Genomic DNA, 13620 nt, shown 5'->3' with positions numbered 1-13620 from the left:
CCAGGGAACAACGAAAGGCAGACCGATGACGCAGCCCAACCAGGAGATCACCCCCTTCGCCGTCACCGTCCCCCAGGCCGACCTCGACGACCTGCGGGCGCGGCTCGAGCGGACCCGGTTCGCGCCGGCCGTGCCCGGCGACTCGTGGGACTACGGCACCCCGGAGTCCTACCTGCGGGACATGGTCGAGCAGTGGAAGTCGTTCGACTGGCGCGAGGTGGAGGCGCGGGTCAACGCGCACCCCGGCTTCGTCACCGAGGTCGACGGCCAGCGGATCCACTTCCTCCACATCCGCTCGCAGGTCGAGGACGCGACGCCGCTGCTGCTGGCCCACACCTACCCGGGCTCGCTGCTCGACTTCGTCGACATGATCGACCCGCTGGTGAACCCCGAGGCCCACGGCGGCAACGCCTCCGACGCCTTCCACGTGGTCGTGCCGTCGATGCCCGGCTTCGGCTGGTCCACCCCGGTCGTCGACACCGGCTGGACGATGGCCCGGGTGGCGGGGGCGTACGACGAGCTGATGCGCCGGCTCGGCTACTCGTCGTACGGCGTGCACGGCAGCGACGGCGGCGCCATGGTCGGCCGGGAGCTGGCCGTGGCCGACCCGGAGGGGTTCCTCGGCGCTCACGTGCTGCACCTGTTCTCGTTCCCGTCCGGCGACCCGAGCGAGTTCGAGGGCTTCGGGCCCAAGGAGTACGCCGCGCTCGAGCACATGCAGTGGTTCCAGTCGGTCGGCGGCTACAACCAGATGAACGGTACCCGTCCGCAGACCGTGGCGGCCGGGCTGGCGGACTCGCCGGTCGCGGTGCTCGCCTACAGCGAGCTGTTCGAGAACTTCGGCAACGGCACCAGCCTGGTGCGTCCCGAGCAGGTGCTGGCCCAGGCCACGCTCTACTGGCTGACCAACACCTACGGCTCGGCCGCGCGCTACCACTACGAGGAGCAGCGCTCCGGTGCGGAACCAGTCGTCAGCCAGGGACGGCTCGGGGTGGCGGTGTTCAAGGACGACTTCCAGACCATCCGCTCGCTCGCCGAGCGCGACAACGCCAACATCGACCACTGGTCGGAGTTCCCCCGCGGTGGCCACTTCGCCGCGATGGAGGTCCCGGAGGACGTCGTGGCCGACCTGCGGGTCTTCTTCGGCTAGGACGTAGCAGCCGAGACGCGGCGGGCGCCCATCACCAGGGCGCCCGCCAGCGCCAATTCGAGGGCGATGAAGCCGGCCATCTTCAGGCTGGGCCGGCCCTCGAAGACCGCGGACGCCGCCCGGCCGGCCGCCATGCCGGCGGTGGCCACACCGATCGCGGTGCCGGAGGACGGCGCGGCGACCAGGCTCGCGGCGAACGCCAGCGGGAGGCCGCCGTACACGGCCCGGATCTCGGTGCGGGAGTCGGCGTTCGGCGCGGTGCTGCCGATCACCGCGGGCACGACAGCGGGCTTGAGGAACGAGGCGACGCCCAGGCCGGCGTACGCCGCTGCTCCGGTCGCGATCAGGGGGTTCATGTCCCGATCCTGCCGTCCCCGGTGGGTGCGGGGCATCCGACCCAGGTCGGAACCGGCCGATCGCGCAACGGCATAGGAGGTGGTCGCCATGACGACCACCTCCTATGCCGTTGTGGTGCCAGCCGAGTCAGCGGATGCCGCGGGCGCTGGCCTGCCAGGCACCGCGGCCGTGGACGTGCGGGCCGCGCATCCGGCGGGCGGGGGAGGCCCACACCGAGCGCGGCTTCTCGGGCGCGGGGGCACCGCCACCCATCGCCGCGAAGACCGCGACGACCGCCGCGACCTCCTCCGGGGTGGCGTCCGGGGTGAGGACACGGAGCAGCGGCTCGGTCGGCGTGTCGGGGCTGGTGTCCTTCGTCATCTGGATCCTCTGGTTTCGACGCGGCCGTCGCGGCTGCTCGCTTCGCTTCGCACCCGCGGGCCTTGCTCAACCTGGCCTGAACCTCGGTCGCCCCGCTCCTTCGTCGCGGAGCGCCCGAGCCGGCACATCACAGCGGGATATTGCCATGCTTCTTCGGCGGGAGGGTCTCGCGCTTGGTCGCCAGCAGGCGGAGCGCGCGCACGATCTCGACCCGCGTCTCGTGCGGCTGGATCACCGCGTCGATGTAGCCGCGCTCGGCGGCGATGTAGGGGTTGGCCAGCGTCGTCTCGTACTCGTCGATGAGCTCGGCGCGCCGGGCCTCGACGTCGCCGCCCTCGGCCTCGACCGCCGCCAGGGTCTTGCGGTGCACGATGTTGGCGGCGCCCTGGGCGCCCATCACCGCGATCTGGCCGGTCGGCCAGGAGACGTTGATGTCGGCGCCGAGGTGCTTGGACCCCATGACGTCGTAGGCGCCGCCGTAGGCCTTGCGGGTGATGATGGTGACCAGCGGGACGGTGGCCTCGGCGTAGGCGTAGATCAGCTTCGCGCCGCGGCGGATGATGCCGAGGTGCTCCTGGTCGACGCCCGGCAGGAAGCCCGGCACGTCGACGAAGGTCAGCACCGGCACGTTGAACGCGTCGCAGGTGCGCACGAACCGTGCGGCCTTCTCCGACGCGTCGATGTCGAGCGTGCCGGCGAACTGCATCGGCTGGTTGGCCACGACGCCGACCGAGCGGCCCTCCACCCGGCCGAAGCCGACGATGATGTTCGGCGCGAACAGCGGGTGGACCTCGAGGAACTCATCGTCGTCGAGCACGGTCGTGATCACGTCGTGCATGTCGTAGGGCTGGTTGGGGCTGTCCGGGATCAGCGTGTCGAGCGCCATGTCCTCGGCGGAAAATTCAAGGGCGTCGGCGGCTGAATAGTCGGGGTCGTACGACGGCGGCTCGTCCATGTTGTTCTGGGGCAGGTAGCTGAGCAGCGCCTTGACGTAGTCGATCGCGTCCTGCTCGTCGGTACCCATGTAGTGGGCGTTGCCCGACTTGGTGTTGTGGGTGCGGGCGCCGCCGAGGTCCTCCATCGACACGTCCTCACCGGTGACGGTCTTGATCACGTCGGGTCCGGTGATGAACATGGCCGAGGTCTTGTCGACCATGATCGTGAAGTCGGTGACGGCGGGGGAGTAGACGTGCCCGCCCGCGCAGTTGCCCATGATCAGGCTGATCTGCGGGATCACGCCCGAGGCGTGCACGTTGCGCCGGAAGATCTCGCCGTAGAGGCCGAGGGAGACCACGCCCTCCTGGATCCGGGCGCCGGCGCCCTCGTTGATGCCGATGATCGGCGATCCGGTCCTGATCGCGAGGTCCATCACCTTGGTGATCTTCTCGCCGTAGACCTCGCCCAGCGAGCCACCGAAGATCGTGAAGTCCTGGCTGAACACGCACACCTGGCGGCCGTCGATCGTGCCGTAGCCGGTGATCACCCCGTCGCCGTAGGGCCGGTTCTTCTCCAGGCCGAACGCGACCGACCGGTGCCGGGCCAGCTCGTCGAGCTCGACGAACGAACCCTCGTCGAAGAGCATCTCGATCCGCTCGCGCGCGGTCTGGCGCCCCTTGGCGTGCTGCTTCTCGACCGCCTTCTCCGACGCGGCGTGGACCGCCTCGTCGAGCCGGAGATCGAGATCGGCGAGCTTGCCCGCGGTCGTGTGAATGTCCGGCAGGTCGGGGGTGTCGGTCGCTTCGGCAGTCACGGTTCTTGGCCTCCTTGCGGTTGTAGGGAAGGGTAGTGGTCGTGATTGGAGACTCGGACCAGCGCCCACCCCTCGACGAGCACGTGCTGGCGGTCGAGCTCGCGCTGACACCAGATCTGAACCTGGAGCTGCTCCCCGAGGCACCGTCCACCAACGAGGTCGCGGCCGAGCGCGCCCGCGCCGGGGCTCCCGACGGCCTGCTCGTGGTGGCGGACCACCAGACCGCCGGGCGCGGCCGCCTCGACCGCACGTGGGAGACCCCGGCCGGCGCGGCCATCACGTTCTCTCTCGTGCTGCGGCCCACGGTGCCGGCGTCGTCCTGGCCCTGGTTGCCGCTCCTCACCGGGCACACCGTGTCGAAGGCGCTCGCCTCCTTCGGCTACGAGACCCAGGTCAAGTGGCCCAACGACGTGCTCATCGAAGGCCGCAAGGTCGCCGGCATCCTCGTCGAGCGGATCGAGACCGACAGCGGTCCGGCCGCGGTCGTCGGGGTCGGCATCAACGTGTCGACGCCGGCCGACGAGCTGCCGGTCCCGACCGCGACCTCGCTCGCCGTCGCCCACCCCGACCTCACCCCGACCCGCGAGGGCGTGCTGCTCGGAGTGGTGGCCGCGGTCCGCGAGGGGTACGACGCTTGGCAGGCGGGCGGGTCCGAGGCGGCCTCCAGGCTCGCGTCGTCGTACGTGGCCCACTGCGCGACGGTCGGACAGGACGTCCGCGTCGACCTCCCCGGCGGTACGGCGATCGCCGGGCGCGCCGTCGACGTCGACCTCGACGGCCGGCTGGTCGTCGAGACGGGCGACGGTGTCGAGAAGGTCGGCGCCGGCGACGTCGTGCACGTCGTTCCTGAGTGACATCCTGCCGAATGGCACCAGCGATGGGATGATCCTCCCGTGGCCATCTCAGAGAAGCTGCTCAACCCCGGCGAGAAGCTGATCATCTCCTGCCGTCAGCACCCCAAGGCGCTGTTCGGGCCGATCCTGTGGCTCGTCGTCTTCCTCGCGATCGGAGTGGCCGGCCAGGTGATCCTGGGCGATGGCGACACCGCGAGATGGACGTCCCGCGGCGTGTGGGTGGTGTGCGTGCTCGGCATCCTCTGGTTCACCGTCCGTCCCTTCTTCGACTGGCTCACCACCGTCCACGGAGTGACCGACCGGCGGCTGATCACGCGTCGCGGCATCATCACCCGCCGTGGCCACGACGTCCCGCTGGCCCGGATCAGCGACATCCAGATGGAGGTCCACCTGCTCGACCGGCCGTTCGGCTGCGGCAGCCTGGTGGTGACGGACGCGTCGACCTTCGGCAACGTGCGGCTCAACGACATCCCGCACGTCGAGGCGACGCAGCGCCAGATCAACGAGCTCCTGCACTCGCTCCACGGCGGCGGTGGCGCAGCACGCCCCGCCGACGAAGGTGTCTGACGAGACGCTCCCCGAAGGCGGCGACGTCGCACGCGCCCTTCTCGGACAGGAGCCGACGCTCACGGCGGCGGAGGCGGCGGCGAAGGCCGGCCTCCCCCTGCGGGAGGCGCGCCGACTGTGGCGCACGCTCGGCTTCCCCGAGCGCGGTGACGAGCGGGCCTACAACGAGGACGACGTCGCGGCGATCGCGGCGGTCTCCCAAGTGGTCACCGAGGGACTGATCGACTTCGACCTCGCGCTCAACGTCGTGCGTGGCGTCGGCCTCAGCATGGCCCGGCTGGCCGACTGGGAGGTCGGCGCGCTGATCCAGCGGGTCGAGGACGCGTTCGTCGAGGACGGCGGTCGGGGCGCCGCCCCGACCGCGGCGGCCGACTGGGCCCTCGAGAGGTACGGCGACCGGTTCGAGGTGATCCTGCTCTACGCCTGGCGCCGCCACCTGGCCGCCGCCGTGGCCAGGATCGAGTCGACGCGCGCCATCGACGCGGACCCCCACACCACCGACCTGACCGTGGGATTCGCCGACATCGTGAGCTTCACCGCGCTCTCCAACGAGCTCAGCCGCGAGAAGATCGGCGACGTCGTCGAGGTGTTCGAGGCGCGGTGCGGTGACGTGATCGCGGCGAACGGCGGCCGGCTGATCAAGAGCATGGGCGACGCCGTGCTGTTCGTGAACGCGGACGCGCTCGGCGGGTTCGAGACCGCCGAGGGGATCATCAAGGTGGTCGGGCGCGACAAGCGGATGCCCGACGTACGCATCGGCCTGGCCACCGGGTCGGTCGTGATGCGGCTCGGTGACGTCTTCGGGCCGCCGGTCAATCTCGCCGCCCGCCTGACCGCGGTGGCCCGCCGCAACCGCATCATCGTCGACCGCGAGACCGCCGACCTGCTCCCGAAGGACCAGATCGAGACCCGGCCGTTGCCGGCCCGGCCGATGCGCGGGTTCGGGGTCATGGAGCCGCTGACCGCCCGCCGCGTGTGAGGCTTCTGTTAGCAGAGACCGGGAAACGGCACCGGATCAGGGAGCCAAATGCGGTATTAATTGCAAAATTTCGGCCGATCACCCACCGACAGGCGCGCTGATTCCTACGTTGACCTTGTGATCGAGGTGCAGGACGTGCGGCTCGACCCGGCTAGCCGTCGTGCATGGCGGGGGGACCGGGAGGTCCGGTTGTCCCGCAAGGAGTTCGACCTCGTCCACGCGCTGATCGTCCGGGCCGGCTCCGTGGTCACCCGGGACGAGCTGATGCGCGACGTCTGGAACGCGACCTTCTGGACCTCGTCGAAGACCATCGACGTCCACCTCGGCTGGGTACGCCGCAAGCTCGGCGACGACACCCGGCACCCCACCCTGATCACCACCGTCCGCGGCCAGGGCCTGCGGTTCGAGACCGAGGAAGCCGTCAGCGCCTGACCCGTTCGCCCTCGATAGGGTGCGGGCGTGCCCGACTCCGCTCCTCGCGTCGCCGTCATCGGTGGCGGTCAGCTGGCCCGGATGATGGCGCAACCCGCCATCGCGCTCGGGGTACCCCTCCGGCTGCTCGCCGAGGCCGACGGCGTGTCCGCAGCCCAGGTGATCCCCGACCAGGTCGTCGGCGACTACCGCGACCTCGCCACCCTGGAGGAGGTCACCGCGGGCTGTGCTGTGGTCACCTTCGACCACGAGCACGTGCCGACCGAGCACCTGCACGCCCTCGAGGACGCCGGCGTCGCCTGCCGGCCCGGCCCCGAGGCGCTGGTGCACGCGCAGGACAAGATCGTCATGCGCCAGGCGATGGGCCGGCTCGGCGCCCCCCAGCCGCGCTGGGGAGAGGTGGGATCGGCCGCGGACGTCGAGGCGTTCGGCCTGCCGTGCGTGCTCAAGGTCAGCCGCGGCGGCTACGACGGGAGAGGCGTCTGGGTCGTCCGCACCCCCGACGACATTGCCGAGCCGCTCGCCGTCGCGGAGCGCACCGGGGTCCGGCTGCTGGCCGAGGAGCTCGTGGAGTTCCGGCGCGAGCTCGCCGCGCTGGTGGCGCGGGCGCCGAGCGGGCAGGCGGCGGCGTACCCCGTCGTCGCCAGCACCCAGCTCGACGGCATCTGTCACGAGGTGATCGCGCCCGCGCCCGACCTGGACCCGGCCCTGGCCGGTGAGGCACAGCAGCTCGCATTACGGGTCGCCGGTGAGCTCGGCGTGACCGGCATCCTCGCCGTCGAGCTGTTCGAGGCCGTCGACCAGGACGGCCGGCCGGTGATCCTGGTCAACGAGCTCGCCATGCGGCCGCACAACACCGGACACTGGTCGCAGGACGGGGCCGTCACCTCGCAGTTCGAGAACCACCTGCGCGCCGTGCTCGACCTGCCACTCGGCTCCCCGGCACCCCGCGCCCGGTGGACGGTGATGGTCAACATCCTCGGCTCGCCCAGCCCCGACGTCGGCCACCTCTACGACGGCTACCCCCATGCTCTTGCCCGCGACCCCCGGCTCCGGGTCCACCTCTACGGCAAGGAGCTGCGTCCCGGCCGCAAGGTCGGCCACGTCAACGCCTACGGCGACGACCTCGACGACGTGCTGGAGCGGGCCCGTCACGCAGCCGCCTGGTTCCGCGGGGACCTGGGCAACGACAGCGACTGACCTGGGTCGGACCAGGGGCACTACGCTCCTGCGGGTGAGCGCACGTGTGGGCATCGTGATGGGGTCCGACTCGGACTGGCCGGTGATGCAGGCCGCCGCGGATGCGCTGTCGGAGTTCGACATCGCCTACGAGGCCGACGTGGTGTCCGCACACCGGATGCCCGAGGAGATGCTCGACTACGGCAAGACCGCCGCCGCGCGCGGGCTGTCGGTCATCATCGCCGGCGCCGGGGGAGCGGCCCACCTGCCCGGCATGCTGGCGTCCGTGACGCCGCTGCCGGTGATCGGCGTGCCGGTGCCGCTCAAGTACCTCGACGGCATGGACTCCCTCCTTTCGATCGTGCAGATGCCGGCCGGCGTGCCCGTCGCCGCCGTGGCGGTCGGCGGAGCGCGTAACGCCGGCCTGCTCGCCGTCCGCATCCTCGCCGCCGGCGACACCGCCCTGCAGGAGCGGATGAGCGCGTTCCAGGCCGACCTCAAGGCTGCCGCCCAGGCCAAGGGAGCCGTGGTCCGCGGTACCGGGCTGCCGCCCGTCATCGAGTAGGACGCAGCGCGGCTCCGCCGGGAAGCACTTCCGCGCTCCCGGCGTTGTTCTCTGTATGACCAAACCCTGGATGGACCGAGCCGTCATCGACCGGATGCTCGACGAGTCCGAGACCTGGGCGGTCGTCGGGCTCGGCAACAACCCGTGGCGGACGGCGTACTCGATCGCGCAGGAGCTCCAGGAGCGCGGGAAGCGGATCGTGCCGATCCACCCGAGCGCCGACGGTGAGCTGACGGTGCTCGGCGAGCTGGTCTACCCGACGCTGGCCGACGTGCCGTTCCCGATCGACGTGGTCGACGTGTTCCGCCGCTCCGAGGCGGCCGGTGAGTTCGCCGACCAGGCGGTGGCGGTCGGCGCCAAGGGCGTCTGGTTCCAGATGGGCGTCGTCGACGAGGACGCGTTCCGTCGTACGACGGAAGCCGGCGTGCCGATGGTGATGGACGTCTGCCCGTCGCAGCAGTGGTTCTACCGCGAACGTCGCCGTGCGTGAGGTCGCTCACAGCGAGCGCTGAGGCGGCCGAGCCGGAATCGGCGGCAGACAGTAGGACGTCCTACTATCCGGAGTTGTGAGCAACGACCCTGGCCAGAATTCAGCCTTCCCGTACTACGGCCTCTCCGCGGAGCACCAGGCGATCCGCGAGGCTGTGCGCGCGATCTGCGACGCCAAGGTGGCGCCGTACGCCGCGGACGTCGACGAGAACGCCCGCTACCCGGTGGAGGCGGCCGCGGCCCTGCTCGCTGCTGACTTCCATGCGCCCCACGTCCCGGAGGAGTACGGCGGCGCCGGGGCCGACGCGCTCGCGACGGTGATCGTGATCGAGGAGGTCGCGCGGGCCTGCGTGTCGTCCTCACTGATCCCGGCTGTGAACAAGCTGGGGTCGCTGCCGGTGATGATCGGCGGGTCGGAGGACCTCAAGGCGAAGTACCTCGGAGCGCTCGCGCGCGGCGACGGCGGATTCTCCTACGCGCTGTCCGAGCCGGACGCCGGCTCGGACGCCGCCGCCCAGAAGACGCGGGCGGTGCGCGACGGCGACGACTGGGTCCTCAACGGCGTCAAGCGCTGGATCTCCAACGCCGGCGTCTCGGAGTACTACACGGTCCTCGCCCAGACCGATCCCGAGCTGCGCTCGAAGGGCATCACCGCGTTCGTGGTGGAGAAGTCCGACGAGGGCGTCTCCTTCGGTGCGCCGGAGAAGAAGCTCGGCATCAAGGGCTCGCCGACCCTGGAGGTCTACCTCGACAACGTGCGGATCCCGGGCGACCGGATCATCGGCGAGGTGGGGTCGGGCTTCGAGCTCGCGATGAAGACCCTCGACCACACCCGGGTCACGATCGCCGCCCAGGCGGTCGGCGTCGCCCAGGGGGCCCTGGACTACGCGCTCGGCTACGCCAAGGAGCGCGAGCAGTTCGGCCGCCCGATCGCCGAAAACCAGGGACTGCAGTTCCTGCTGGCCGACATGGGCATGAAGGTCGAGGCCGCCCGCCAGCTGACCTACGCCGCCGCCGGCCGCTCGGAGCGCGGCGACGCCGACCTGACGTTCTTCGGCGCGTCCGCGAAGTGCTTCGCGTCCGACGTCGCGATGGAGGTCACCACCGACGCGGTGCAGGTGCTCGGCGGCTACGGCTACACGCGCGACTACCCGGTCGAGCGGATGATGCGCGACGCCAAGATCACGCAGATCTACGAGGGCACCAACCAGGTACAGCGGATCGTCATGGCCCGGCAGCTGCTGGCCGGGATCCAGTCCGAGATCTGAGGAATCACTCAGGCGGCGGTGGGGTCCAGACCCAGCCATCGTCCAAATTGCCGTCGTAGTCGGGGTTGGGCCCGCCCCAGATGAAGAGCCGGTCGCCCGCCCAGACCGTGACGGCAGGCGCAGGCATGCCCGGGCACGGAGGTGCGGCGAGCGCGTCGGCCGGCGACGCCGAGTAGAGGCCGTTGCCCGACGCGACCCAGGCCGGTCCGACGATCGCGTCGCCGAGCGGACAGCCTCGCTCCGCTCCACCGGACCCAGGGAGGGTTCTCCACTCTCCGGTCTCCGGGTCGAAGGCGTGGCTCGCGAAGTCGCTGCGGTAGGAGCCAGGGGCAATGACGAACGACCCCTGGTGCTGGACCAGTCGCTGTCCGTAGGTGAGGTCAGGAGTCTCCTCGTCGACCACGGTCCATGTGTCGCCGTCGAGCACGGCGATCCGGGACGGTGACCCCTCGTGCGCGCCGAAGTGGTGCTCGACGTCCATCGACAGCAACCACAGCCTGTCCTCGTGCCAGGCCATGCTGCGGTCGTAGGACTCCGCGAACGGGTCGTGGGGGAGCGCCGACCATTCACCCGTCGCGAGGTCGAGCCGCCAGTCACTGACGTCGTCGGCCCTCGGCCGCTGGTCGTAGGAGAACGCGACCGGCCCCTCGTCGGTGCCGACCAGGCCGCCTTCGTAGAGCCCGCTCGGATGAAGGTCGAGCCGCTGCCACTGGTCGGCCGCCGGGTCGTAGGCCAGCGTCAGCCGATCACTGACCACGATCATCCGGTCGTCCCACCAGAGCGCGTGACCGCCGGCAACGGCCGCGGGGGCGGGCGCGATCTCCCGCCACGTCTCGGTGGCCGGGTCGTACGCCGCGCCGTCGGCGCGCTCGGCGCTCTTCGGCGGCGGCGCGCAGTCGGCATCGGGCGAGCACGGCCGACCGGTGGTGCCGCCGACGACGATCACCTCGCTCCCGGTCCAGACGGCCACCGCCTGGTCCCTCGGCGCGAGGGGGGAGGCGGCGACCCGTTCCCAACCGCTCGTTGCCTTCCCGCGATCGGTGACGCCGGGGCGATCGTCCGCGCGGCCACCGTCGACGACGGCGACGCCCACGCCGATCGCCACCACGGCCGCGATGGTGCCCCCGACGGCGGCCATCGTAATTCGTCTCCGCCGGTCAGCGGCGATCGCGTCGCTGACCCGGTGCCGATCGTCGGGGCCGATCTCGACCGGCGCGGCCGCGCGGGTCAGCGCCTCGCGGAGCTCGCTAGCCATGGCGGTCCTCCTCGGGGATGTGCTCGCGCAGCCGGTCGAGGCCGCGCGACAGGTGACTCTTCACGGTGCCGGTCGAGCACTGCATGACCTCGGCGATGCCCGCGAGGTCGAGGTCGTCGACGTACCTCAGCACGACGGCGGTGCGCTGCCGCGGCGTCAGCGACAGCAGCCCGTCGCGCAGCCAGGCGTCGAGCCCGTCGTACGGCGCCGCTCGGTTCGTCGAGTCGGGCACCTCGGAGACCAGCACCTCGCGCCGGGTCCGTCGGTACCGGTCGATGTTGAGCCGCGCGATCGTGACGCGGACGTAGGCGCCAGGGTTGCCGTCCCGCCGGATCCGGCGCCAGCGCCGGGACGTGCGGATCAGCGCGTCCTGGGTGAGGTCCCAGGCGTCGTGCTCCGAGCCGGTGAGGGCGCGTGCGTAGCCGAGCAGTCGCGGCAGCTCGCCGTCGACGAACTCCTCGAACTCCTGCCGCCGCATGACGCCCCCTCTGTCGACAGTGTTACGCCGGTGCGCCGCGAAAGGTTGAGATTCCCGATGGGATAGTGCGGCCATGCCTTCGTTCGTCGAGCTCCAGCGCCGGCTGGCCCGGCTCTCGCTCGACCCGATCCCCTCGGCGTCCTCGCTGCTGCCGGGGCACGCGGTGCCGGTCGCAGGCAAGCGGATCCTGATCACCGGCGCCTCGTCCGGCGTCGGGCGGGCGGCGGCGGTGCGGCTGGCGGGGGAGGGGGCGACCGTGCTGGCGGTCGCCCGGCGGGCAGACGAGCTCGACGCGCTGACGACGGAGATCGCCGGGAGGGGCGGGAGGGCGTACTCGCTGCCGTGCGACCTCACCGAGACCGACTCCATCGACGCGCTCGCCGACGACGTGATCACCCGGTACGGCGGTGTCGACGTGCTGGTGAACAACGCGGGCCACTCGATCCGCAGGTCCGCTGCCGACACGGTCGAGCGACCGTTCGACCACGACCGGCTGATGCGGCTCAACTACCACGCGTCGGTGCGGCTCACGCTCAACCTGCTGGCGCCGATGCGCGCGCAGGGCGGCGGACAGGTCATCAACTCGTCGACGTGGGGCGTGCCCGGCGGCCTGATGCCGATGTTCACGGCCTACCACGCGTCGAAGGCCGCGCTTGCCGCGTTCTCCCGCAGCCTCCAGGCGGAGGAGCGTCGGCACGGCATCGTGATCACGTCGCTGCACTTCCCGCTGATGCGGACGCCGATGATCGCGCCGACCAAGGGGTACGACGGCCGGGCGGCGCTGGAGCCGGACGACGCGGCCCGGTGGGTGGTGCACGCCGTACGCCACCGGCCGGTCGAGATGACCCCGGCGTACGCCTCGCTGTTGGACGTCGTCGGGCTGGTCTCGCCGCGGCTGGCCGAGCGACTCGTGACCGCGGCCCGGCCGTAGGGGTACAAAGGAGGGGCGTCGGCCACGTGACCGCGCCCGGCCTTGCGCGTTGGGCTCAGAGAGATCCCCCAGGAGGGCAGCACCATCACCCAGATCGACGACGCGGCGACGTCGGAGCCGGATGTCCAGCGGCAGCGCGTGCGCCGCCGCCGCCCGCAGAAGAAGCGGTCCCGGTGGCTGACCTTCACCGGCTACGGCATGATCCTCGCCGGAGTCGCCGTGCTGGCGTGGGTGGCTTGGCAGTTCTGGGGCACCAACTGGGTCTCGGAGCGCCGCCAGGACGAGGTCGCCGGGCAGCTCGAGGACGGCTGGGCCGACGGCAGCGACACGGTGACCACGGACTTCGGCCGGGCGAGCGCGATCCTGCACGTCCCGCGGTGGGGTGACGACTATGCCGTCCCGGTCCTGGAAGGCTCCTCCGACGAGGTGCTCGCGGCAGGCATCGGGCACATGGAGGACACCGCCGGTCCGGGCGAGGTCGGCAACTACGTGCTGGCGGGCCACCGGGTGACGCACGGCGAGCCGTTCGCCGGCTTCCCGGAGCTCGAGGAGGGCGACGAGGTCATCGTCGAGACCCGGACTGCGACTTACGTCTACGAGCTCGACTTCGACGGCACCGATCTCGAGGTCCCCTTCACCGAGGACTGGGTCCTCCAGCCGTTCCCGGAGAACCCGGACGGCGGCATCCAGCCGCCCGGCAACGTCGGCAAGGAGCTGATCACGCTGGTCAGCTGCGCGGAGATCTTCCACACCGAGCAACGGTCGGTGGTCTTCGGTCACCTCGTGTCGACGGATCCGGTTGAACGCTGATCACCTGCGGCAGCCGAATCCGTGGGCTCCGGCTCGGCGGAATCTCGAAATCGATAGGGTCGTGTCCGTTAGAGTCTGATCGACTCGTTCGCTCAAGGAGCACATACATGGGGATTTTCGGTTGGGTCGCGACTGCGCTCGCGGCCACCGTCGCACCGCCGTCGGCGTCATTTCTCGAAATCTCGCGCTCGAAGGG

The 13620-nt window shown here is 71.0% G+C and carries 16 protein-coding genes; 11 read left to right on the top strand and 5 right to left on the bottom strand.

Annotated features, from left to right (window positions below; genetic code table 11):
* Positions 1–25: 25 nt before the first annotated feature.
* Positions 26–1150: an epoxide hydrolase family protein gene (locus SHK19_RS16310; RefSeq protein WP_322936865.1), complete on the top strand. Its 1125-nt coding sequence runs from the start codon at positions 26–28 to the stop codon at positions 1148–1150.
* Here SHK19_RS16310 and SHK19_RS16305 read toward each other — a convergent pair.
* From SHK19_RS16305 to SHK19_RS16295, 3 genes are all read right to left on the bottom strand, one after another.
* Entirely contained in the window at positions 1147–1506 is a 360-nt protein-coding gene (locus SHK19_RS16305; protein ID WP_322456520.1) for a DUF4345 family protein, read from the bottom strand. The genes SHK19_RS16310 and SHK19_RS16305 overlap by 4 nt on opposite strands.
* Positions 1507–1633: 127 nt before the next feature.
* Complete coding sequence (locus SHK19_RS16300; protein ID WP_322936864.1) at positions 1634–1867, bottom strand: acyl-CoA carboxylase subunit epsilon; 234 nt, start codon at positions 1865–1867, stop codon at positions 1634–1636.
* Positions 1868–1994: 127 nt separating this feature from the next.
* Positions 1995–3587 carry a carboxyl transferase domain-containing protein gene (locus SHK19_RS16295; protein WP_438862043.1) on the bottom strand — a complete coding sequence of 531 codons (1593 nt, stop codon included), beginning with the start codon at positions 3585–3587 and terminating at the stop codon, positions 1995–1997.
* Positions 3588–3658: 71 nt separating this feature from the next.
* Between SHK19_RS16295 and SHK19_RS16290 the strand changes: the two genes are divergently transcribed.
* The 8 genes from SHK19_RS16290 (at position 3659) to SHK19_RS16255 (ending at position 9950) form a co-directional block, all read left to right on the top strand.
* The gene (locus SHK19_RS16290) at positions 3659–4471 is read left to right on the top strand and encodes a biotin--[acetyl-CoA-carboxylase] ligase (protein ID WP_322456523.1); all 813 of its coding nucleotides are present in this window, start codon (positions 3659–3661) and stop codon (positions 4469–4471) included.
* Positions 4472–4510: 39 nt separating this feature from the next.
* Positions 4511–5038: a PH domain-containing protein gene (locus tag SHK19_RS16285; RefSeq protein ID WP_322456524.1), complete on the top strand. Its 528-nt coding sequence runs from the start codon at positions 4511–4513 to the stop codon at positions 5036–5038.
* Positions 5031–6017, top strand: coding sequence for an adenylate/guanylate cyclase domain-containing protein (locus SHK19_RS16280; RefSeq protein WP_322456525.1), 987 nt, complete (start codon positions 5031–5033; stop codon positions 6015–6017). Before SHK19_RS16285 ends, SHK19_RS16280 begins: the two co-directional genes overlap by 8 nt.
* A gap of 117 nt (positions 6018–6134) precedes the next feature.
* Entirely contained in the window at positions 6135–6449 is a 315-nt protein-coding gene (locus SHK19_RS16275; RefSeq protein ID WP_322456526.1) for a winged helix-turn-helix domain-containing protein, read from the top strand.
* A 27-nt stretch (positions 6450–6476) separates the two neighbouring features.
* Positions 6477–7649, top strand: coding sequence for a 5-(carboxyamino)imidazole ribonucleotide synthase (locus tag SHK19_RS16270; protein ID WP_322936862.1), 1173 nt, complete (start codon positions 6477–6479; stop codon positions 7647–7649).
* Positions 7650–7683: 34 nt separating this feature from the next.
* Positions 7684–8193 (top strand): 5-(carboxyamino)imidazole ribonucleotide mutase, encoded by a 510-nt coding sequence (gene purE / locus SHK19_RS16265; protein WP_322456528.1) that lies wholly within the window; start codon positions 7684–7686, stop codon positions 8191–8193.
* Between the two features lie 70 nt (positions 8194–8263).
* Positions 8264–8683 carry a CoA-binding protein gene (locus SHK19_RS16260; protein ID WP_322936861.1) on the top strand — a complete coding sequence of 140 codons (420 nt, stop codon included), beginning with the start codon at positions 8264–8266 and terminating at the stop codon, positions 8681–8683.
* A 76-nt stretch (positions 8684–8759) separates the two neighbouring features.
* Complete coding sequence (locus SHK19_RS16255; protein WP_322456530.1) at positions 8760–9950, top strand: acyl-CoA dehydrogenase family protein; 1191 nt, start codon at positions 8760–8762, stop codon at positions 9948–9950.
* A 4-nt stretch (positions 9951–9954) separates the two neighbouring features.
* On the opposite strand, the gene SHK19_RS16250 is transcribed toward SHK19_RS16255, so the two are convergent.
* On the bottom strand, positions 9955–11205 hold the full coding sequence (locus SHK19_RS16250; protein ID WP_322456531.1) for a Kelch repeat-containing protein: 1251 nt from the start codon (positions 11203–11205) through the stop codon (positions 9955–9957).
* Positions 11198–11683, bottom strand: coding sequence for a SigE family RNA polymerase sigma factor (locus SHK19_RS16245; RefSeq protein WP_322936860.1), 486 nt, complete (start codon positions 11681–11683; stop codon positions 11198–11200). The genes SHK19_RS16250 and SHK19_RS16245 overlap by 8 nt, the downstream gene beginning before the upstream one ends.
* A 73-nt stretch (positions 11684–11756) precedes the next feature.
* Here SHK19_RS16245 and SHK19_RS16240 point away from each other — a divergent pair, with 73 nt between their 5' ends.
* Both SHK19_RS16240 and SHK19_RS16235 read left to right on the top strand, forming a co-directional pair.
* Positions 11757–12614, top strand: a complete 858-nt coding sequence (locus tag SHK19_RS16240) for an SDR family NAD(P)-dependent oxidoreductase (protein WP_322936859.1) — start codon at positions 11757–11759, stop codon at positions 12612–12614.
* A 42-nt stretch (positions 12615–12656) separates the two neighbouring features.
* The gene (locus SHK19_RS16235) at positions 12657–13424 is read left to right on the top strand and encodes a class E sortase (protein ID WP_322936858.1); all 768 of its coding nucleotides are present in this window, start codon (positions 12657–12659) and stop codon (positions 13422–13424) included.
* Positions 13425–13620 lie beyond the last annotated feature (196 nt).

The sequence above is a fragment of the Nocardioides bizhenqiangii genome (assembly GCF_034661235.1).
Lineage (GTDB): Bacteria > Actinomycetota > Actinomycetes > Propionibacteriales > Nocardioidaceae > Nocardioides > Nocardioides bizhenqiangii.
The sequence above is the reverse complement of the archived record's forward strand: the minus strand, read 5'-3'. Positions and strand labels throughout refer to the sequence as shown.